The organism is Streptomyces sp. BV286 (genome assembly GCF_019090165.1).
Classification (GTDB): Bacteria; Actinomycetota; Actinomycetes; order Streptomycetales; family Streptomycetaceae; genus Streptomyces.
Genome location: NZ_JAHRIB010000170.1, coordinates 15,890 through 36,974 on the forward strand (window position 1 = coordinate 15,890; position 21,085 = coordinate 36,974).

Sequence of the window (21,085 nt, forward strand, 5' to 3'; positions counted from 1 at the left end):
TCAGGCACGAAGCCCCATCCCCGATGATCTTGCTTAATTCCCGGGGATTACCGCCCAGTTGTGGACAACTCCGTCACTCACACGGGTCAGATCATGCACTGGAGCCGGCCGTGCACACGAGTTGCGGGCCCTCATTCACATGGCGCCGACCATGCACCGCCTGCCTGCCTGCCTGCCTGCCTGCCTGCCTGCCTGCCTGCCTGCCTGCCTGCCTGCCTGCCTGCCTGCCTGCCTGCCGAAACCATGCCCTGCTCAGCCGCGCTCCGCCTCACCACGACTGGCCTCACCACGACTCGCCTCACCTCACCGAGGCGAGACAACAGCCCCCAGCAGCCCGGGCCCGGTATGCGCCCCGATCACTGCCCCGACCTCGCTCACGTGAAGATCGGCCAGCCCCGGCACCCGTACCCGCAACCGCTCCGCGAGCGCCGAGGCGCGTTCGGGCGCGGCGAGGTGATGGACGGCGATGTCCACCTGGGCGCTCCCGGCCCGGTCGGCCACGATCTCCTCCAGGCGGGCGATCGCCCTGGTGGCCGTCCGCACCTTCTCCAGCAGCTCGATACGCCCGCCGTCCAGTTGCAGCAGCGGCTTGACGGCCAGCGCGGAGCCGAGCAGCGCCTGCGCCGCCCCGATCCGGCCGCCCCTGCGCAGATAGTCGAGCGTGTCGACGTAGAAGTAGGCGTACGTGCCCGCGGCCCGTTTCTCCGCCGCCGTGACCGCGTCGTCGACCGTGCCGCCCGCCTCCGCGGACTCGGCGGCCGCCAGCGCGCAGAAGCCGAGGGCCATCGCGACCATTCCGGTGTCCACCACCCGCACGGGCACCGGGGCCTCGCGCGCCGCCAGGACCGCCGCGTCGTACGTGCCCGAGAACTCGGCGGACAGATGCAGGGAGACGATGCCCGTGGCGCCGGTCTCGGCGACGCGGCGGTAGGTCTCGGCGAAGACCTCCGGACTGGGCCGCGAGGTCGTCACGGACCGCCGCTTCTGCAGGGCCTGGGCCAGGGAACGGGCCGAGATCTCGGTGCCCTCTTCGAGCGCCTGGTCGCCGAGGACCACGGTCAGGGGTACCGCGGTGATGCCGTGACGCTCCATCGTCCGGGGCGGCAGGTAGGCCGTTGAATCGGTGACGATCGCGACATGGCGGGACATGAGCTGGAGGTTACCTGCCGGGGGACGTGGGCGGCAGCCCGGCCCCTCCCGCCCGCGGCCGGGCCGACGGGATCAAGTCGTGCTCTCCGGGCGGGGCTTCTTCTCCCAAGGGTAGGCGGGCCGCTGCACAGGCGCATCGATCGCGGGCCGGGTGGGCTCCTCGGCCCTGCGCGACTCGGGGCGCTCCGGCCAGGTCTGCTGGTCGGCGGCGGCGCTCGGCGCCTCCGGCCACGGCGGCGGGGAAGGAGTCGCGGCCGCCTCCGCGGACCGCACGGGAGAGGGCTCGGACGAGGACTCCGTCGTCGACGTGGACGACGGCTCCGTGGTCCAGTGCCGCAGCGCGCCGGCCTCCATGTCGATCTGTGTGCTCAGCGAGTCCAGGTCGTCGCCCCCGAACCGCTGGGCACGGTCGCGTGCCGCCCAGCGCAGTGCGTCGGCCGACTTCGTGATCTGCTCGGTGCGCTCCCGCAGGGCGGGCAGCCGCTCGGTGAGGCGCGCCCTGTCCGGTTCGCGCTCCAGTCGCTTCAGCTCGCCGTCCAGTTCGTGGCCGTGCGCGCTGAGGCGGTCGAAGAGGGCCAGGGACTCCTTCAGCGACTCGTCCTCGGTCACGCCCGCCTGCAGCGCGTCCTGTGTGGCCCTCATCGACGTGCGCAAGGAGAGGCGCAGTTGGGCGAGCTCGCCCTGGGGTCCCAGCTGGGTGAAGGTCTTCGCCCTGAGTGTGGTGTCCTCCACCGAGCGGCGGGCCTGTGCGACGGTGCGGTCCACGCCGCGCTTGGCGGCGCCCACCACTTTCACCGTGGCGTACACGCCCAGCACCAGAAACAGCGCGAAGATCAGCGCCACGACGGCTGCCACGGCTTCCATGTCGGTCCTCTCGGTGCTGCGTCCAGTGCCTGCCGACTCTTTCACGGTAAACGGAAAAGGCAGGCCGAGGGTTCCAGCGGAACCCCCAACCTGCCCGTAGGGGACTACCCCGAGCCGGGCCGGCCGCACCGGCCGGCCCGGGTGTCGCCTAGGCCGGAACGATGTTCACCAGCTTCGGCGCCCGCACGATCACCTTGCGGATGCCCGCTCCGCCCAGGGCGGCGACCACCTTGTCGTCGGCCAGGGCCACCTTCTCCAGCTCCTCGTCCGAGATCGCCGGGGAGACCTCCAGACGTGCCTTGACCTTGCCCTTGATCTGCACGACGCACGTCACGGTCTCGTCCACGACGTACGCCGGGTCGGCGACCGGGAAGTCCCGGTGGACGACCGAGTCCGTGTGGCCCAGCTTGCGCCACAGCTCCTCGGCGATGTGCGGGGCCAGCGGCGCGACCAGCAGCACCAGCGACTCGGCCACCGTCCGCGAGACGGGGCCGCCGGTCTTGGTCAGGTGGTTGTTCAGTTCGGTGACCTTGGCGATGGCGGTGTTGAAGCGCAGGCCCTCCAGGTCCTGGCGCACGCCGTCGATCGCCTTGTGCAGGGCGCGCAGCGCTTCCTCGTCCGGCTCGGTGTCGACGACTGTGACCTGGCCGGTCGCCTCGTCGACGACGTTGCGCCACAGCCGCTGCAGCAGCCTGAACTGGCCCACCACCGCGCGCGTGTCCCACGGCCGCGACACGTCCAGGGGGCCCATCGCCATCTCGTACAGGCGCAGTGTGTCCGCCCCGTACTCGACGCAGATCTCGTCCGGAGTGACCGCGTTCTTCAGGGACTTGCCCATCTTGCCCAGCAGCCGGGAGACCTTCTCGCCCTCGAAGTAGTAGGCGCCGTCGCGCTCCTCCACCTCGGCGGCCGGTACGGCGATGCCACGGCTGTCGCGGTACACGTAGGCCTGGATCATGCCCTGGTTGAACAGCTTGTGGAACGGCTCCGCCGAGGAGACGTGGCCCAGGTCGAACAGCACCTTCGACCAGAAACGCGCGTACAGCAGGTGCAGCACGGCGTGTTCGGCGCCGCCGACGTACAGGTCGACGCCGCCGTGCGGCTGGCCCTCGCGCGGGCCCATCCAGTACTGCTCGACCTCCGGGTCGACCAGCTTCTCGGAGTTGTGCGGGTCCAGGTAGCGCAGCTCGTACCAGCAGGAACCGGCCCAGTTGGGCATCGTGTTGGTCTCACGGCGGTACTTGCGCGGGCCGCGGCCGTCGCCCAGGTCCAGCGTGACGTCGACCCAGTCCTCGTTGCGGGACAGCGGGGTCTCGGGCGAGGTGTTCGCGTCGTCCGGGTCGAAGGTGCGCGGCGAGTAGTCCTCTACCTCCGGCAGCTCCAGGGGCAGCATCGACTCGGGCAGCGGGTGGGCGATGCCGTCCTCGTCGTAGACGATCGGGAAGGGCTCGCCCCAGTAGCGCTGGCGGCTGAACAGCCAGTCGCGCAGCCGGAAGTTGACGGTCCCGCGGCCGACGCCCTTGCGCTCCAGCCACTCGGTGACGCGCGCCTTGGCCTCGACGACCCCCAGGCCGTCCAGCGAGATGTCGTCGTTGGAGGAGTTGATGATCTTCGCGTCGTACGAGCCGAAGGCGTCCTCCCAGGTGGAGGTGTCGGTGCCGCGGCCGTCGGTCGGTTCGACGATGCACTGGATCGGCAGCTCGAAGGCCCGCGCGAACTCGAAGTCGCGCTGGTCGCCCGCCGGGACGGCCATGATCGCGCCGGTGCCGTACCCCATCAGGACGTAGTCGGCGACGAAGACGGGGACCTGTTCGCCGTTGACCGGGTTGGTCGCGTACGCGCCGATGAAGACGCCGGTCTTGTCCTTGGCCTCGGCCTGCCGCTCGACGTCCGACTTGGAGGCGGCCTGCGCGCGGTAGGCGGCGACGGCCTCGGACGGGGTGGCGTGGCCGCCCGTCCAGACGTCGTGGGTGCCCTCGGGCCAGGCGGCCGGGGTGAACTTCTCGACCAGCGGGTGCTCGGGGGCCAGCACCATGTAGGTCGCGCCGAACAGGGTGTCCGGGCGGGTGGTGAAGACCGTGATGGCCTCGCCGTCGATCGGGAAGTCGACGCGGGCGCCTTCGGAGCGGCCGATCCAGTTGCGCTGCTGCAGCTTGATGGCTTCCGGCCAGTCCAGCGCGTCCAGGTCGTCCAGCAGGCGGTCGGCGTACGCGGTGATGCGCATGTTCCACTGACGCAGCTTGGCCTTGAAGACGGGGAAGTTGCCGCGCTCGGAGCGGCCGTCGGCGGTGACCTCCTCGTTGGCCAGGACGGTGCCCAGCCCGGGGCACCAGTTGACGGGCGCGTCCGAGGCGTAGGCCAGGCGGTACTCGCCCAGGATGTCCGCGCGCTCGGCGTCGGTCAGCCCACTCCAGGTACGTCCGCCCGGTACCGCGCGTTCACCGGTCTCGAACCGGGCGACCAGTTCGGCGATCGGGCGGGCCCTGCCGGCCTCCTCGTCGTACCAGGAGTTGAAGATCTGCAGGAAGATCCACTGGGTCCACTTGTAGTAGTCCGGGTCGATGGTCTCGACCGACCGGCGCTTGTCGTGGCCCAGGCCCAGGCGGCGCAGCTGGACCTTCATGTTCTCGATGTTGGCCTCGGTGGACACCCGCGGGTGCGTGCCGGTCTGCACGGCGTACTGCTCGGCGGGCAGGCCGAAGGCGTCGAAGCCCAGGGTGTGCAGGACGTTGTGGCCGGTCATGCGCTGGTACCGGGCGTACACGTCGGTGGCGATGTAGCCCAGCGGGTGGCCGACGTGCAGGCCCGCACCGGAGGGGTACGGGAACATGTCCATGATGAACTTCTTGGGCCTGGCGACCAGCGCGGGGTCCCCGGCCAGGTCACCCTTCGGGTTGGGTGCCGCGTAGGTGTCCTCGGCGTCCCAGAAGTCCTGCCAGCGTGCCTCGATCTGCTCGGCCATGGCGGCCGTGTAGCGGTGCGGCGCGGCCACCTCGGAGGCGGCAGCGGTGTTCGTCTCGCTCATGATCCTCAAAGCTCCATCGATCGTCTCTGCCAGCGGCTCAGGAAATGAAAAAACCCCTCGCACAGGAGGGGGCGCCGCGCCGATGTCCGGTCGTGGTTGTCCGACGACCGGGATTGATCAGCGCGGCTCACTAAGCAGAAGGCGTACGGCACGCATGACGTCAGGGTACCGCAGCGGCCGAGACGGCCGCGACGAGCTTTCGGCTACGCTCCGGCACTGAGTGCCTCTCCCGCACCAGGTCGGCAAAAGCCGAGCAGAGGTCAAAGGTTACTTCGCGTAAGGGCCCCTAAGGGACATCACAACTCCACCACTGCCCTTAGATAACAACGCAATAACTCAAACCTCGTACTCCTCGGTATGGACTCGACCTAGAGTGCGGCAGCGGGACCGCTTTCCCGAACTGTTCGGAGTTGCCCCCATGAACTCTCGCCGCAACAACAGCACGCTCTCCCAGCCGAGCCGCTCGGTCCGGGGCGGAGTGACTGCTGCCGTTTTGCTGCTCATACCCCTTGTCGTCGTGGTCGGAGGTGACGGATTCCGCGAGTTCCTCAACTTCGGTGCGGGTGTTCTGTCGCTCGTCTCCCTCACCCTCTCGGTGCTCTGGGGACTCGTCGCGACCGACCGGGTCTTCCTCAACACGCGCCAGCGCCTGATCGCGCAGGCCGTGCACAGGACGACAGCGGTGAGCTCGGTCGGCTTCCTGATCCTGCACGTCTCGGTCAAGCTCGCGCTCGACCACACGTCGGCGATCGCGGCCGTCATCCCCTTCGGCCTCGGCGTCACCGGCTCCAACGGGCTCATCGGGTTCGGCACCCTGGCCGGGCTCCTGATGGTGCTCACGGCCCTCACCGGCGCGCTGCGCAGCGCGTTCGCGTCCCCCGTGCAGGTCGCCGGCCGCTGGCGCGCGCTGCACATGCTGGCCTACCCCGCCTGGTGCTCGGCCCTGATCCACGGTCTCTTCGCGGGCCGCGAGGCGCAGCCGATCTTCGTGATCCTGTACAGCCTCGCCCTGGTCGCCGTCATGGCCGCGCTGCTCCTGCGGTCGGCTCCCCTGCCGTTCAAGCGGAAGGTCGCCAGGCGCGTCCTGTCGATACTCGACAACGGCAACGGCAACGTCAGGTCCTTCCGTGACGAGCCCCAGGGGCGCCGTGAGGCCCCGCTGCCCGGCGGCCGGCCCGGCTTCCCCGACCCGGCGCCCCAGCAGCGCTCCGGGTCCCTGTACGAGCCCTCGCAGCGCTCCGCCCTCCAGGACACCGGGTCCTTCACGGACACCGGGTCGCTGACCGACACCGGCGGTTTCGCGGCCGCCTACCGTGCCGTGTCGAGCACGCCGCGCGCGCAGGACCCGCTGATGGCCGACCCGACCCAGCGCATGCAGGTGCCGCTGGACATGCAGGCCACCGAGGCGATGCCGCGTACCGACGGCAACACCGGAGCCCGCTGGCCGACCCCGTCCCCGCCGCTCTACGAGGCCCCGCCGCGCGCCGCCGGAACACCGACGTACGACACCGGCACCATCCCCACGTACGACGCGAACGCCGCGTACGACACCGGCGCCGTCCCCGCGTACGGCGGAAGTGATGTGTACGACACCGGTGAGACGAACGACCCCCTCGGTACGTACAACCCGAACGACACGTACAACAGCGGTCCCGCCACTGAAACGCTGCCCGGTTCCTTCGAAGCACCGAGCAACGGCGAACCCTGGAACGCGCCTTCCGGAGGCTATTAGTGAACGAGGCCCTTCCCGACGTCCCCGAAGTCCGAGTGGTGGGCCTTCCCCAGCTCACCTCCGGTTTCGACCTCGTCGAGAGACTCGACCTGCCCATGCACCTGAAGGTGCACGGGCCGCTCGAGCCCATGGGCGGTGAGCAGCTCGCGCAGCTCTCCGAACGGATCAACCTGAAGGGCCGCGGCGGCGCGGGCTTCCCGTTCCACAAGAAGCTGAGGTCGGTCGCCGAGGCGGCGATCCGCCGTGGTGTACGTCCCGTGGTCGTCGTCAACGGCAGCGAGGACGAGCCCGCCTGCCGCAAGGACACGGTGATGATCAACCGTGCCCCGCACCTGATCCTGGACGGCGCCCTGCTGGTCGCGGAGGCCCTGGGTGCCCGCACCCTGGTCATCGGCGTGACCCGCGAATCCACGCAGCGGTCGATGGAGGCTGCGCTCTCCGAGCGCGGACTGACCAACCGGCGCGGAGCGACCATCCGCGCGCGCGTGCAGCGCAATCCGGTGCGCATGGTGACCGGAGCGGCGGCCTCGCTGGTCCGCTCCATCGACGGCGGACCGGCGATCCCGCCGGGCCGCAAGACCAGCGCCTCGCAGAACGGGGTCGGCGGCGCGCCGACCCTGCTGTCGAACGCCGAGACGTTCGCCCAGCTGGCGATCGCCGCCCGCATCGGCGCCGAGCGCTACGGCAACACCGGCCTGTACGACGAGCCCGGCACCGTCATGCTCACCGTCTCCGGAGCGGTCGCCCGCCCGATGGTGATCGAGGCCCCGACCGGTGTACCGCTGCGCTACATCCTGCAGTTGGCCGGCGCCCCGCCGGTCCCGCAGGGTGTGCTGACCGGCGGGTACCACGGCAAGTGGCTGGACTCGGCGACGGTCAACGAGGCGATCGTCTCGCGCAACTCCCTGGACGCGGTGGGCGGTGCGCTCGGTGCGGGCGCGATCCTGCCGATCAGCATGAACACCTGCCCCCTGGGCGAGTCGCTGCGGGTGGCCCAGTGGCTGGCCGAGGAGAGCGCCGGCCAGTGCGGCCCCTGCTACCTCGGGCTGCCGGCCGCGGCGCGCGGCATGGAGGACATCCTCAACGGCGGCGGTCCGGCCGCCCTGGAGGCGCTCAAGCAGGTCGCCAACGCCGTGAAGCGCCGCGGTGCGTGCTCCCACCCGGACGGCTCCGCGATGTTCCTGGAGTCGACCATCAAGGCCTTCACGGACGACCTGGCCGCGCATGTGCTCGGCAACGGCTGCGGAAGGCCCGTGGAGGGCGTTCTGCCGCTCTTCGAGGGCGGCCAGCAGCCCACCGGCATCCCGGGCGGCGCTTCCGAGCAGGAGCAGGGCCCCAGCCGTCAGAAGATCTACGTCGACTGGACGCTGTGCCGCGGGCACGGCCTGTGCGCGGACATCCTTCCGGAGGTCTTCCAGCTGGGCGCCGACGGCTTTCCGACGGTCGCCCAGGCCCAGGTGCCCCGGTACGCGGAGGCGAAGGCGCTGCGCGCCGTACGCCGCTGCCCGGCGCTGGCCCTGCGCCTGGAGGAGGACACCCGCGGAGCGGCCCCCCGGCAGAACCTGCCGGCTGTACGCGAGGGCGGCGGGGGCGGCCGTCGCGCGCTGGGTCGCGGACGCTGATCCACGGGCGGCCCGGAAGCCCGGGCCGCCGAGGCGCACACCCGGCACCCGGCACACGCCAAAACGAAGAGCGGGCCATCCTGATCGGATGGCCCGCTCTCATGTGCTGTGGAGCTAAGGAGATTTGAACTCCTGACCCCCTGCATGCCATGCAGGTGCTCTACCAACTGAGCTATAGCCCCTTGCGGTGTTCCACCGGATTCCCCCGGCGGCGACGCCAACATTACCGGTCCCTGCGGTGCACCACCAAATCGTTTCCGGCCCCCACGAACAATCACCTCAAGTCGACTCAAGCAGACCTAAACGGGGTGTTCGGGGCGGCTGGCGCCGAGTTGACGTCGTCCGCCCTCCACGGAGGAGCCGCTTCGGCGTTCCGGACCGTCGCCGGAGGCCGCGTCGCGGCGGCACCCCGGCCGTTCGTCCGTCGCGGGCGGGGCCCGGCCGGACTCAGGCCGTGGCGAACGAGTAGAAGCGTTTGAGCGTGCAGTGCTCGTCGAGGAGCCGGCCGTAGATCGGCTCCCCCTCCAGCTCCCGGTACGTCTCGATCGGGTCGCCTTTTATGATCAGCGCCCGCGCGCATTCCTCGCACCAGTACTGGTAGTCGTGGTTGACCGGTTCCATGTCGCGGACGATCGGCGTACCACTGCCGCACCAGTCGCATTTTCGCCTGTGCGCACCCATCGATCAGCTCCAGCTGTGGCCGCAGGCCGTGCACACGTAGGAAACTCCTCCGTTGTCGCCGAGTACTTGGGCGACGTGGGCCGAACCGCAGGAAGGGCAGCCGAGGCGGGTGATCCGGTCCCGTGTCGCATCGGATCCGGAAAGGTCGTCGACCTCCCCGAGGATGCTCGCAGGCATCGCAACTCCCTCCCGTCGGGCCGCGCTCCCTTCCGGCCGTTTGATTCTGCCACGGCCGGAGCAATACGGTCAGCGACGCCTTCGTACCAGTCCGGACACGGCACCCGTCGCGGCGGTCGCGGCCAGCGCGAACGTGCGGACGAGTAGCGCGTCCGTAGAGGTATACGCCCCCGGAGCCCAAGTGACTCAAACCGATCCGGGAAGAGTGTGCGGGCCGCGCGGCTGCGGGGCCTTCGACGGCCGCGCAGGCGGAGGACAACGAAAGATCCCGCCCCCTGACGGGGACGGGATCTTCGATCTGTGGAGCTAAGGAGAATTGAACTCCTGACCTCCTGCATGCCATGCAGGCGCTCTACCAACTGAGCTATAGCCCCGTGCCGTGTCCCGGTCGCTTTTCTCGGCGGCGGAACAAGAAGAACTTTAGCCTGCGACCAGCCGGAAAGTGAAATCCGGTGCTGAGGGGGGCGGAGGTCCCCGGCGGAGCGTCACCGGAGCGACGCCGTTCGTCCGTGCGCGACAGACTTCGGCCTCTCGCCGGGCGGCGCCGGGCCGCCCGCCACGGACCGGATTCCCGCTCCACGGCAGTCCGGGCGACGGGCCGAGGGGCCCGCGGCCGGACAGAGGTCCTCCGGCCGGTGCGCGCCCGTTCCCCGGGCGTTCCCGCTCTCCCGGCCGGAGAACCTAGTCGTCGTCGCCCAGCACCGGTTCCGGCAGCGTCCCCGCGTTGTGCTCCAGCAGCCGCCATCCGCGGGCGCCCTCACCGAGGACGGACCAGCAGCAGTTGGAGAGGCCGCCGAGGCTCTCCCAGTGCTGGGACTCCAGGCCGAGGAGACGGCCGATGGTGGTGCGGATGGTGCCGCCGTGGCTGACGACCACCAGCGTGCCGTCATCGGGGAGTTTCTCGGCATGCCGGAGCACCACGGGGGCCGCGCGGTCGGCGACCTCGGTCTCCAGCTCGCCGCCGCCCCGGCGGACGGGCTCGCCGCGCTTCCACGCCGCGTACTGGTCGCCGTACCGCTCGATGATCTCCTCGTGCGTCAGGCCCTGCCAGACGCCCGCGTACGTCTCGCGCAGGCCCTCGTCGTGCGTCACGTCGAGGCCGGTGAGCGCGAACAGCTCAGCCGCGGTGTTCGCCGCCCTCTTCAGGTCCGAGGCGACGATCGCGTCGGGCCTGAGGGACGCGAGCAGCCGGGCGGCACGGCGGGCCTGGCCCACACCCGTCTCGGTGAGCTCGACGTCCGTGGTGCCCTGGAAGCGACGCTCCACGTTCCACAGGGTCTGGCCGTGGCGCCACAGGATGACGCGGCGCCCCCGGCCGGCCTTCCTGCCGGCCTCGGACAGCGGCCTGGTGTCCACCGCGGGGTGTCCCCCGCCGGCGGTCATCGAAGGTCTCCGCGCAGCTCGGCGGCGTCCTCCGCGTCCTGGAGCTCGGCGTGCTCGGCGGCCTTGCCTCGCGTGGCCTTGGCGTCGGCGGGCAGGTCCAGCTCGGGGCAGTCCTTCCACAGGCGCTCCAGCGCGTAGAACACGCGCTCCTCGCTGTGCTGGACGTGCACCACGATGTCGACGTAGTCGAGCAGAATCCAGCGGGCGTCGCGGTCGCCCTCGCGGCGCACCGGCTTGGCGCCGAGCTCCTTGCTCAGCCGCTCCTCGATCTCGTCGACGATCGACTTGACCTGGCGGTCGTTGGGCGCGGAGGCCAGCAGGAAGGCGTCCGTGATCGACAGCACGTCGCTGACGTCGTACGCGATGATGTCGTGCGCGAGCTTGTCGGCGGCCGCCTGCGCGGCGGCGGTGATGAGCTCGGTGGAGCGGTCAGTGGCGGTCACTACAAGGCTTTCCGTAGGTGGTCAGGGAACCCCGAGGGGTCACCCCAAGGGTCTCACGGACCGCCGACGCCACCCCACGGGACGAACGGATCACCCCACGGGCCGGGGCCGGGGCGCCGCCCGGGCACCGCGGCTCCGGTCCGCGGGCCCCCGGCCATGGCGTACGGCCCTGCGTGCGCCGCGGGAACACCGGCTCGCCCGCACGCCCCGGCGGCCTGCCCGCTCACTGCCGAGCGGGCGGTCGCCCACCTGCGGAGCGGGCGCTAGTCGCTCGCCTTGTAGTCCTGGCCCAGCACCACCGACACGTCCGCGTTCGGGGCGGCCTTGCCCTTCTTCACGGAACTCGTCGGCAGGCCCAGCGTCTTGGCGACCTCCGCCGCGTCCTCCTTCTTCGCCGCGTCGGCGTAGGTGACCTGGGACACCGCCTGCGCGACATCGGCCGTACCGCCGTCGACGAAGGTGTAGCCGCCGTTGAGCAGCACGACCCGGGCCTGCTCGGTGGCGTCCTTGTCGGCGGTCGCGTTGCGGATGCCTACCTCGACGGCGGCGCCCTTCTCGGGGCTCCTGGCAGCGCCGCCGAGCACCTCCTTGACCACGCTGTCGCCGGCCTGCGTGCTGAGCCGGCCGTCCGTCTGCACCGGCAGCAGTGCCGTCTTGAACTCGCCCTCCTTGGCCCGGTCGGCGAGCTTGGCGAGGAACGCGCCCAGGTCCTTGTCGGTCAGCGAGGGGTCGAGGATCTGCGCGAGCGTCTGCACGGTGGTCGTCGCGGCCTGCGTGTCGGACGACAGCTTGCGCAGCACGCCCTGCATGACCTGCCCGAACCGCTGCAGCTGCGCGTTCTGCGACTCCCCGGAGGCGCGGTAGGTGGCGTACGCGACGGCCATCTTGCCGCTGAGCGTCTGCTCCTTGCCCTTCCTGACGAGAGGGGCCTCGCCCTTCCTCTTCGCCTCGGGGTCGGGCACGTCGGCGTTGGTGTCGATGTCGATGCTGCCGACGAGCTCGACCAGGTTGTTCAGGTACGGGGTGTCGAGGCGCCAGGTGCCCTCGATGTCCGTCCCGAGGACGGTGTCGAGTTCGTCGCGGGTCCCCGAGGAGCCGTCGTCGTCGACCGACTTGGCGAGGGTGGTCGCCGTGCCGTTCTCGTCCGTCAGGGCGAGGGAGTTGGGGAGCAGGACGGTGGTGCCCTGCTTGGTGGTGGTGTTGTTGACGAGCAGGGCCGTCGCCGTGCCGCTGCCCTTGGTGTTGTGCAGGTGTACGACGATCACGTCCCGCTTCTGGGCGCCGGCCGCGGTGGTCGTACCGGCCGTGGAGTCCGACGAGGACCCGGGCAGCTTCCCGTCGTACCAGAGGTAGCCGACGCCGCCGACCGCGACCAGAGCGAGTACGACGACCAGGGCGACGACCCGGCCGCGCGCCCGGCGCTTGGCCTCCTCGCGCCGCTCGGTGCGGTTCTCGGTGAACTTCAGCCAGTCGATGACGTCTTCGGAGTCCTCGGGCTGCTCCTCGACGAAGGCGAACTGCTCGGTGCGGTAGTCGGGTTCGCCCTGCGGTTCGGCCTGCGCTTCGGCCTCCGGCGGCGCCGACGACGGCGCGGGGCCTGCCTGCTGCGGGATGTAGGCGGTGTGCTCGGCCGCCTGGGTCTGCTGCCGACCGGTGTCATAGGACGACACCGGCTGCTGCTGACCGGTGTCATAGGACGACACCACGGGCGACGTCTGCTGCCCCGTCGCGTACGGGTCGTAGCCGTATCCCTGCTCGTAGCCCTGTCCGTACGTCTGGCCGTACTCCTGCTGGTACCCCTGGGGGTGCGGCTGTCCCTGGGCCGGTGCCTGGCCGTGGGGCTGGCCGCCGTAGGGGTCGTACGAGCCGTACTCGTCCTGTTGCGGAGAGTGCTGCGGAGACTGCCCCGGCGGCGGCACCTGCCGGTACACAGGCTGCCCGAACTCGTCGTAGCCGACGAGTTCGTACGGGGCGCCCCCGTACCCAGCGTCGTATCGGTCGTTCACCGGTGCCCCTCTCGGCTCACTCGCCGCGGTACAGGTCTCGCTTGTCGATGTAGCGCACCACACCGTCCGGCACCAGATACCAGACCGGGTCGCCCTTGGCGACCCTGGCCCGGCAGTCCGTGGACGAGATGGCGAGTGCGGGAACCTCGACCAGCGAGACACCGCCCTCCGGCAGACCGGGGTCGGTCAGTACGTGACCGGGCCGTGTGACCCCGATGAAGTGCGCGAGGGAGAACAGTTCCTCGGCGTCGCGCCAGGTGAGGATCTGGCCGAGCGCGTCGGCGCCGGTGATGAAGAAGAGGTCCGTGTCGGGGTTGAGCACCCGCAGGTCACGCAGCGTGTCAGTGGTGTAGGTCGGGCCGCCGCGGTCGATGTCGATGCGGCTCACGGAGAACTGCGGGTTCTCGGCGGTCGAGATGACCGTCATCAGATAGCGGTCCTCGGCCGGGGTGACCTTGCGGTCGCTCTTCTGCCACGGCTGGCCGGTCGGCACGAACACCACCTCGTCGAGGTGGAACTGGGCGGCGACCTCACTGGCGGCGACGAGGTGTCCGTGGTGGATCGGGTCGAACGTTCCGCCCATGACGCCGAGGCGGCGCTTGCCCGGACTCGACGGGCCGTTTCCCGTGCCACGCCGTGCGCCGGGCGCCGTGACGCCCGGCGGACCGGTAGGCATGTCCTGCTCTCCCATGCGTGCAGACCCTACCGGCCCGGACGGCGGACCCGGTCGCGCGGGCGTCAGCGGTCCCGGTTGAAGCGGGTGGTGATCCACAGCAGCAGCATGAGGGCGAAGAAGGCTCCGCCGCCGATCAGGAGGGGGCTGAGGCTCTCGTGGTTGCCGCCGTGCTTCTCGCCCTCGGCGGCAAGTGTGACCAACTGGGCAGCGGTGCTGTGGAAGCTCATCTTCGGCAGGACCTATCCGATGGTGGTCCCCCCGCTCGAACGAGGCCGAGAGTGGGGGAGGGCGGGATAAAGACTTCCGCACATCGTATGCGGGGGCTGTCTCCCTCAACACTTCGACTCCACCGTTGGAATCGTCCGGCGTCGGCGGCCCGTCCCCGTCGGCGCCGGCGGGGAGAACTCCGCACCGCTCTCAACCATCCGTCTCAACCATCCGGGACCTCCCGGCGGTCTGAGCAGTCGGCAGTGCGGGACGGGCGGTCGGGAACCTTCCGCCCCGTCTCAGTCGTCCCGTTTGTAGCCGCGCAGCAGGAACCAGGCAACCAGCACACAGCCGACGACCATCACGATCAGCACGACGCGGAGGAGGTTGCCCGCCCCTTGCTGCTGGGCGGCGCTCGCGGCCTCGGTGAGCCAGGACTCGGGGAGATGTTCCATTGACGTACGACTCCTTCGCTGTACTGCCCGTCCACGGTATCTCCGCCTAGGCTGGGCCCCGCCTCGGGGGCACAGAAGGCAATCAAACGCATGGGGGACCACATGCCAGAAGAAAGCCACGAGAACGTACCGAGCAGGCAGCGCAGGCGCTTCGAGGGGATCTCCTCCCGGGCGTACGAGCACCCTGCGGACCGCTCGGCCCTGGTCGCCCTGCGCAAGCTCACCGGCTTCGACACGGTCTTCAAGGCGCTCAGCGGTCTGCTCCCGGAGCGGAGCCTGAGGCTGCTGTTCCTGTCGGACTCGGTGCGGGTCTCCGACGCCCAGTTCGCGCACCTGAACGTGATGCTGCGCGACGCCTGTTACATCCTGGACCTGGAGAAGGTCCCGCCGATGTACGTCAACCAGGACCCGCAGCCGAACGCGATGTGCATCGGTCTGGACGAGCCGATCATCGTCGTGACCACCGGCCTCGTGGAGCTCCTCGACGAGGAGGAGATGCGGGCGGTCGTCGGCCACGAGGTGGGGCACGCGCTGTCCGGCCACTCCGTCTACCGCACCATCCTGCTCTTCCTCACCAGCCTCGCCCTGCGGGTGGCGTGGATCCCCCTCGGCAACCTCGCGATCATGGCGATCGTGACCGCCCTGCGCGAGTGGTTCCGCAAGTCCGAGCTGTCCGCGGACCGGGCCGGCCTCCTGGTCGGCCAGGACCTGAAGGCCTCGATGCGCGGCCTCATGAAGATCGCGGGCGGCAACCACCTGCACGAGATGAACGTGGACGCGTTCCTCGCGCAGGCCGAGGAGTACGAGGCCGGCGGTGACCTCCGCGACTCCGTGCTCAAGATCCTGAACGTGATGCCCCGCTCCCACCCCTTCACCACGGTCCGGGCGGCCGAGCTGAAGAAGTGGGCGGAGTCCCGCGACCACCAGCGGATCATGGACGGTCACTACCCTCGCCGCGACGAGGACGGGGGCACGTCGGTCACGGACTCGTTCCGCCAGTCGGCGGCCAGCTACGCCACCGACATGAAGAACAGCAAGGACCCGCTGATGAAGCTGGTCAGCGACATCGCGGGCGGGGCGGGCGACCTCGGTGGCCGGGTGCGACGCGGCTTCGGCGGCTTCGCGAGCGGCAGCGCGGGCGGCGGCTCCGACAGCTCCCCCACCGACCAGCCGCCCACCGACCGCCCGGACGGCGGCGGCCCCAACGGAAGCGCCTGACCGGCCGCGGCTAGATCTTGGGCTGGGCGCTGGCCGCCAGCGACCCGCACAGCGCCGTGGCACTGCCTGTGGCGAACGGGTCGGTGCCGGCCGGGCCGCCCGCCTTGGCCGTCTCGCCCGCGAGGAGCGGACGCAGGTGGTTGCTCGCGTCCTCCGCGCAGGCCAGCGGCCCGGCCTGGACGTACGAGACGACGAGCTCGGCCTGGTGCATGCGCAGGTCGTCGCGGTCGAACCGGAAGTGCAGCTCGCGCCGCACGGTGAACAGCGAGGCCTTGGCCTTCTCGTCCGAGCCGGCCGGCCGCAGCGCGTAGACGAAGGTGTGGTCGGCGCTGACCTCCAGGGTGTCGGAGTCGGTCTCGGCGGCGGTCAGTGTGCCCTGCACCCGGATCTTGGAGTCGGCCAGCTCGGTGCGTACCGGGTCGAAGCGGACCAGCCAGCCGGTGGGCGCGTGCCGCCCGTCCGCGGTGGGGCTCCGGAAGCTCTGGTCGAACTGGTCGAGCTGCTGCGGGTCGAGCAGTATCCGTACGGACCGGCTGATGCCGCCGGTGAGCACGTCCGGGTCGAGCGAGGACTCCACGAGGTAGTCCTTCGCGGTGGTCAGCGCGGTGACGACCTGGCTGTCGGAGAAGTGTGCGGTGCGCCGGGAGGCGGGCAGCGTGATGCCCTCGGCGCCGATGCGGAACTGGTCGGCCGGGCTGTGGGCGTACAGGGCGGCCACGTCGGCCGAGCCGGGCACGCGGCTCTGCGGCGCGAGCGGGATCACGGTCATCCGCAGCGGCTCGGGGTGTTTCGCGACGGGGGTCTGGTACGGATGACGTACGCCCATGTAGATCGCCGTACCGAACGCGACGGCGATCAGGACGACGAGGATCAGCGCCTGCCGGGACAGACCGCGGCGCATCGGGGGGCGGCGGCGGACGGCCGGGGTGTGGTCGCCGATCCGCTCCTGCGCGGAGAACTCCTGGAGGCGGGCAGCGCGGACGAACGATTCGTCGAAGACGACGGATCGGTATTCCTCCTCGCCACCGCCGGGGACACCCTCGGGCGTCCCCTCAGGTGGGTCTCCAGGCCCGCCCATACTTTCAGAGTAGGTCTCCCGGACCTCAGGTAAACGCCCCGCTGCACGACAACTTCTGACAGGTTCTCACCAGGTTCGCCACAGACTCCCGGAGCGGCCCCGCAGGCTGCGGCAGCGGCGTTTCAAACCTGTTCCGGCTCTGACCCCGCGTGGCTCCTCACGGAGTGCGGGGCACCGCCGAGACGGCCGGCTGGGAGTAGTCGGCGGAGGCCGAGGGGCCCACCCCGGCATCCAGTTCGAGGCCGGTGGAGGCGGGCGGCGGGACCTGATCCCGGCTGCTCGACGAGGCACCCCGGTAGACCGCGGCGAAGGCCAGCGCGACCATGCCGATACCCATCACGAGGGCGAGCATCCAGGCTACGGGCCGGTGCCAGCGAGTCGGCCTGCCGTAGGTGCCCGTATCGCCGTGGAAAGCGTCTGAGTCGTCCGGATCGTCCAGCTCCGGGTCATGGCCGAAACCGCTCCGGTCGTCGGAGCCGAACCCGTCCTCGTAGAGGTCGTCGTCCCCTCGTGGGCCGCGGGTGCGCGCCCGGCGGGCCTCGGCCTCGGAGGCCTCCGCTCTCGCCTGCGCGGCGGCCAGGAGGCGCTCGACGGCGGTCGGCTCGTGCACTCTCGCCGCCCGTACGAAGGCCTCGTCGAAGACCACGGAGGCGAACTCTTCGTCCGCACCCCCGCGGTCGCGGTCGTCGTCGGGCTCCCAGCCGTCAGGGAACGGCGTGCCCCCCACGTCCTCCGGCACGGATCCAGAGTAGACCGGGGTGGTCATTTTGGGCAGACGGTAAGGAAATTCATCCGCCTGGCGAGACGCTTCCGAAGGGCTCCGTCAAACACCGCGTGGGGAGATTTCTCGGTGAGTTCCGCCGAGCGCCCCCTGGCGTGACGGAGGGGGCCCTTCGACGCTCCGGGGGCGGGGGCAGGGGCAGTCAGCGCCGGATGTGGCCGTCGCCCGTGACGATGTACTTGGTGCTCGTCAGCTCGGGCAGCCCCATCGGTCCCCGCGCGTGCAGCTTCTGCGTGGAGATGCCGATCTCGGCACCGAAGCCGAACTGGCCGCCGTCGGTGAAGCGCGTGGACGCGTTCACGGCGACCGTCGTGGAGTCCACCAGCTGGGTGAAACGGCGGGCCGCCTGCTGCGAGGTGGTGACGATCGCCTCGGTGTGCCCGGAGGTCCACAGCCGGATGTGCTCGACGGCCCGCTCCAGGGAGTCGACGACGGCCGCCGCGATGTCGTACGAGAGGTACTCGGTCTCCCAGTCCTCGGTCGTCGCCTCGACGACGGTGGCCTCGGAGTCCTTGGCGTAGGCGAGGACACGCTCGTCGGCGTGCACGGTGACGCCGGCCTCCGCGAGGGCGTCGAGGGCGCGCGGCAGGAACTCGGCGGCGATGTCCTGGTGCACCAGGAGGGTCTCCGCAGCGTTGCACACGCTCACGCGCTGCGCCTTGGAGTTGATCAGGATGTCGATGGCCATGTCGAGGTCGGCCTGCGCGTCGACGTACACGTGGCAGTTCCCGGTGCCGGTCTCGATGACCGGGACGACGGACTCCTGGACGACCGTGCGGATCAGCGAGGCGCCGCCGCGCGGGATGAGCACGTCGACGAGCCCCCGGGCGCGCATCAGTTCCCGTACGGACTCGCGGCTGTCGCCCGGCACGAGCTGGATGGCGTCGGCGGGCAGGCCCGAGCCGCCGACGGCGTCGCGCAGGACGCGGACGAGGGCGGCGTTGGACTCGTAGGCGGAGGAGGAGCCGCGCAGCAGCACCGCGTTGCCGGACTTCAGGCACAGGGCGGCGGCGTCGACGGTGACGTTCGGGCGGGCCTCGTAGATGATGCCGACGACGCCGAGGGGCACCCGGACCTGACGCAGGTCGATGCCGTTCGGAAGGGTCGAGCCGCGGACGACCTCGCCGACCGGGTCGGGCAGTGCCACCACGTCACGCACGTCGGAGGCGATCGCGCGGATCCGCTCGGGGGTGAGCGTGAGCCGGTCGACGACGGACTCGCTGGTGCCGGCCTCACGGGCACGCTCGATGTCCTTGGCGTTGGCCTCGACGATGTCGCTCGTACGGACCTCCAGCGCGTCCGCGATCGCGAGCAGCGCGTCGTCCTTGTCGGCCCGCGGCAGCGGAGCGAGGTCGGCGGCGGCCGCCTTGGCACGGTAGGCGGCCTGGGTGACCGGAGACATCGAGTCGTACGGCGAGAGCGTGGTCATATACCGCAGGGTAGTGCGCCCGCGAGAGGTGTTCAGCCGTTGTCCCACACCGCGAGACAGGTCCTGAAATGGCCGTAGAAAGCGTGTGCCCCGAGGGACGCCAGGGCTGAGAGGGTTAGAACGGGTGAACGCCCACAGGGGTGGCCGGCAGCGGCCCGTACCCCTCCGCGATCCTCTGGTGGTAGGTCTCGCGGTCGATGACCTCCAGGCCGACGATCTCCCAGGGCGGCAGCTTCGCGGTCTGGCGGTGCTCGCCCCACAGCCGCAGCGCGACCGCGGCCGCGTCGTGCAGGTCGCGGGCCTCCTCCCAGTAGCGGATCTCCGCGTGGTCGTTGGCATACCGGCTGGTCAGCAGAAAGGGGTGGTCGTGCGCGAGCTGCTCCAGGCCCCGCCTGACCTCTTTGAGCGGGGCCTCGCCGCCCGAGACGCTCAGCGTGACGTGCCACAGCCGCGGCAGGTCCCGCGGCTCCTCGACCTCGTACGTGTCACCGGCGGCGACGCTGGTGAGCGTCCGCTCCTCGCCGGCCGCGCGGGAGCCGGCCACACCTCGGGACGCCGTCGTCCCAGGGCGCACTCGTCTCACGACGGCCTCCTTTACGCAATGGGTCCGCTCGGACTCAGGGGGTCTCCCTGAGTCAAAGTTGAGCAGGTGGGAAGGCTCCGCGTGGCGCTTTTACCGAAGGTCCACCTCCGGGCAGGGGCTTTGTCGGGCGTTCCCCACTGTTTTCGGCCGGGAGTCCGGTCCACGGACGCGGCCGCGGACCGGGCAGGCCGCTCCCGGCGGGCACCGCCGGCGGGCGCTCCTGGCCGGAGGCGACCCTTCCGGCCGTTCAGGGGCTCAGCAGCACCAGATCGTCCCGGTGCACGACCTCGCGCTCGTACGCGGGCCCCAGCTCGCGGGCCAGCTCGTGCGTGGAGCGCCCGATCAGCTGCGGGATCTCCTTGGCGTCGAAGTTGACGAGCCCCCGGGCGACCGCCCGCCCGGCGCTGTCGCGCAGCTCGACGGGGTCGCCCGCGCTGAAGTCGCCCTCGACGGCCGCGATGCCCGCGGGCAGGAGGGACGTACGCCGCTCGACGACCGCGCGCACCGCCCCGTCGTCGAGGATGAGGGCGCCCTGCGGGGTCGACGCGTGCTGGAGCCACAGCAGGCGGTCGGCGGAGCGGCGGCCGGTGGCGTGGAAGTACGTGCCGGTGTCCCGCCCCGCGAGGGCGTCCGCCGCGTGGACCGCGCTGGTCAGCACCACCGGGATGCCGGCCGCGGCCGCGATCCGGGCCGCCTCCACCTTGGTGACCATGCCGCCGGTGCCGACGCCCGCCTTGCCCGCGCTGCCGATGTCGACGTGCGCGAGGTCCGCCGGAGTGCGTACTTCCGCTATCCGCGAGGTGCCCGGCCTGCTGGGATCGCCGTCGTACACGCCGTCCACGTCGGAGAGGAGGACCAGCAGGTCGGCGCGTACGAGGTGGGCGACGAGCGCGGCGAGGCGGTCGTTGTCGCCGAAGCGGATCTCGTCCGTGGCCACGGTGTCGTTCTCGTTGACGACCGGCAGCGCGCCCATCGCGAGGAGCTTGTCGAGGGTGCGGGAGGCGTTGCGGTGGTGGGCGCGGCGGCTCATGTCGTCGGAGGTGAGCAGCACCTGGCCGACCCGGACGCCGTAGCGGGCGCAGGAGGCGGTGTAGCGGGCGACCAGAAGGCCCTGGCCGACGCTGGCGGCGGCCTGCTGGCGGGCCAGGTCCTTGGGGCGGCGGCGCAGGCCCAGCGGGGCGAGGCCCGCGGCGATGGCGCCGGACGAGACGAGGACGATCTCCCTCTCCCCGCCGCTGCGGCTCGTGGCGAGCACGTCGACGAGGGCGTCCACGCGGTCCGCGTCGAGGCCCCCGGACGCAGTGGTCAGTGACGAGGAACCCACCTTGACGACGACCCTGCGGGCCTCCGCCACACCGGCCCGTCCGCCGCCACCGCCTTCGGCCGGAACCCTTCGGGCCGCCCCCTCGTCCTGCCCCGCTGCCGCCTGCCTTGCCGCTGACACGCTGTACCCCAATGCTCCCGACCAGCCCGGTCCGTGCAATCTACGTGACGGTGGGTGGCGACCGCCCCCGCGTTTCGAGTGGCGGACGCCGGGGCGCGGGTCACGGCAGGGCGGGAGAGGCACCTCACAGCT

Annotated in this window: 19 protein-coding genes and 2 tRNA genes; 3 read left to right on the forward strand and 18 right to left on the reverse strand. The window is 70.9% G+C overall.

Annotated features, from left to right (window positions below):
- Window positions 1-303: 303 nt before the first annotated feature.
- The 3 genes from KUF83_RS31030 to leuS form a co-directional block, all read right to left on the reverse strand.
- Entirely contained in the window at window positions 304-1,149 is an 846-nt protein-coding gene (locus KUF83_RS31030; RefSeq protein ID WP_217458324.1) for a DegV family protein, read from the reverse strand.
- Window positions 1,150-1,221: 72 nt separating this feature from the next.
- Window positions 1,222-2,013: a hypothetical protein gene (locus tag KUF83_RS31035; RefSeq protein ID WP_217458325.1), complete on the reverse strand. Its 792-nt coding sequence runs from the start codon at window positions 2,011-2,013 to the stop codon at window positions 1,222-1,224.
- 148 nt (window positions 2,014-2,161) lie between these two features.
- Window positions 2,162-5,038, reverse strand: coding sequence for a leucine--tRNA ligase (gene leuS, locus KUF83_RS31040; protein ID WP_217458326.1), 2,877 nt, complete (start codon window positions 5,036-5,038; stop codon window positions 2,162-2,164).
- Between the two features lie 418 nt (window positions 5,039-5,456).
- Between leuS and KUF83_RS31045 the strand changes: the two genes are divergently transcribed.
- Together KUF83_RS31045 and KUF83_RS31050 are read left to right on the forward strand one after the other, a co-directional pair.
- Window positions 5,457-6,770 (forward strand): cytochrome b/b6 domain-containing protein, encoded by a 1,314-nt coding sequence (locus KUF83_RS31045; RefSeq protein WP_217458327.1) that lies wholly within the window; start codon window positions 5,457-5,459, stop codon window positions 6,768-6,770.
- On the forward strand, window positions 6,770-8,392 hold the full coding sequence (locus KUF83_RS31050; RefSeq protein WP_217458328.1) for an NADH-quinone oxidoreductase subunit NuoF family protein: 1,623 nt from the start codon (window positions 6,770-6,772) through the stop codon (window positions 8,390-8,392). The genes KUF83_RS31045 and KUF83_RS31050 overlap by 1 nt, the downstream gene beginning before the upstream one ends.
- A 109-nt stretch (window positions 8,393-8,501) precedes the next feature.
- Here KUF83_RS31050 and KUF83_RS31055 read toward each other — a convergent pair.
- The 10 genes from KUF83_RS31055 to KUF83_RS31100 all read right to left on the reverse strand — a co-directional run bounded on the left by KUF83_RS31055 (window position 8,502) and on the right by KUF83_RS31100 (window position 14,420).
- Window positions 8,502-8,574, reverse strand: a tRNA-Ala gene (locus KUF83_RS31055).
- Between the two features lie 265 nt (window positions 8,575-8,839).
- Window positions 8,840-9,073 carry a hypothetical protein gene (locus KUF83_RS31060; protein WP_010986886.1) on the reverse strand — a complete coding sequence of 78 codons (234 nt, stop codon included), beginning with the start codon at window positions 9,071-9,073 and terminating at the stop codon, window positions 8,840-8,842.
- A 3-nt stretch (window positions 9,074-9,076) separates the two neighbouring features.
- Window positions 9,077-9,250: a hypothetical protein gene (locus KUF83_RS31065; protein ID WP_217458329.1), complete on the reverse strand. Its 174-nt coding sequence runs from the start codon at window positions 9,248-9,250 to the stop codon at window positions 9,077-9,079.
- Window positions 9,251-9,551: 301 nt separating this feature from the next.
- Window positions 9,552-9,624, reverse strand: a tRNA-Ala gene (locus KUF83_RS31070).
- 307 nt (window positions 9,625-9,931) lie between these two features.
- Window positions 9,932-10,633: a histidine phosphatase family protein gene (locus tag KUF83_RS31075; RefSeq protein ID WP_254644637.1), complete on the reverse strand. Its 702-nt coding sequence runs from the start codon at window positions 10,631-10,633 to the stop codon at window positions 9,932-9,934.
- A complete protein-coding gene (gene rsfS / locus KUF83_RS31080; protein ID WP_217458330.1) occupies window positions 10,630-11,076 on the reverse strand; it encodes a ribosome silencing factor in 447 nt (148 codons plus the stop codon). The genes KUF83_RS31075 and rsfS overlap by 4 nt, the downstream gene beginning before the upstream one ends.
- A 263-nt stretch (window positions 11,077-11,339) precedes the next feature.
- Window positions 11,340-13,082 carry an LCP family protein gene (locus tag KUF83_RS31085; protein WP_217458331.1) on the reverse strand — a complete coding sequence of 581 codons (1,743 nt, stop codon included), beginning with the start codon at window positions 13,080-13,082 and terminating at the stop codon, window positions 11,340-11,342.
- Window positions 13,083-13,098: 16 nt separating this feature from the next.
- Window positions 13,099-13,773, reverse strand: coding sequence for a nicotinate-nucleotide adenylyltransferase (gene nadD / locus KUF83_RS31090; protein WP_217458332.1), 675 nt, complete (start codon window positions 13,771-13,773; stop codon window positions 13,099-13,101).
- Window positions 13,774-13,820: 47 nt separating this feature from the next.
- On the reverse strand, window positions 13,821-13,985 hold the full coding sequence (locus KUF83_RS31095) for a hypothetical protein (RefSeq protein ID WP_217458333.1): 165 nt from the start codon (window positions 13,983-13,985) through the stop codon (window positions 13,821-13,823).
- 279 nt (window positions 13,986-14,264) lie between these two features.
- The gene (locus KUF83_RS31100) at window positions 14,265-14,420 is read right to left on the reverse strand and encodes a hypothetical protein (RefSeq protein ID WP_217458334.1); all 156 of its coding nucleotides are present in this window, start codon (window positions 14,418-14,420) and stop codon (window positions 14,265-14,267) included.
- Between the two features lie 102 nt (window positions 14,421-14,522).
- Here KUF83_RS31100 and KUF83_RS31105 point away from each other — a divergent pair, with 102 nt between their 5' ends.
- Window positions 14,523-15,638 (forward strand): M48 family metallopeptidase, encoded by a 1,116-nt coding sequence (locus tag KUF83_RS31105; protein ID WP_374106210.1) that lies wholly within the window; start codon window positions 14,523-14,525, stop codon window positions 15,636-15,638.
- 10 nt (window positions 15,639-15,648) lie between these two features.
- On the opposite strand, the gene KUF83_RS31110 is transcribed toward KUF83_RS31105, so the two are convergent.
- From KUF83_RS31110 to proB, 5 genes are all read right to left on the reverse strand, one after another.
- Entirely contained in the window at window positions 15,649-16,716 is a 1,068-nt protein-coding gene (locus KUF83_RS31110) for a hypothetical protein (protein ID WP_217458336.1), read from the reverse strand.
- Between the two features lie 157 nt (window positions 16,717-16,873).
- Window positions 16,874-17,482, reverse strand: coding sequence for a hypothetical protein (locus KUF83_RS31115; protein WP_217458337.1), 609 nt, complete (start codon window positions 17,480-17,482; stop codon window positions 16,874-16,876).
- A gap of 157 nt (window positions 17,483-17,639) precedes the next feature.
- Entirely contained in the window at window positions 17,640-18,926 is a 1,287-nt protein-coding gene (locus KUF83_RS31120; RefSeq protein ID WP_217458338.1) for a glutamate-5-semialdehyde dehydrogenase, read from the reverse strand.
- 115 nt (window positions 18,927-19,041) lie between these two features.
- Window positions 19,042-19,500 carry a hypothetical protein gene (locus KUF83_RS31125; protein WP_217458344.1) on the reverse strand — a complete coding sequence of 153 codons (459 nt, stop codon included), beginning with the start codon at window positions 19,498-19,500 and terminating at the stop codon, window positions 19,042-19,044.
- 256 nt (window positions 19,501-19,756) lie between these two features.
- Entirely contained in the window at window positions 19,757-20,863 is a 1,107-nt protein-coding gene (proB, locus tag KUF83_RS31130) for a glutamate 5-kinase (protein WP_217458345.1), read from the reverse strand.
- Between the last annotated feature and the right edge of the window lie 222 nt (window positions 20,864-21,085).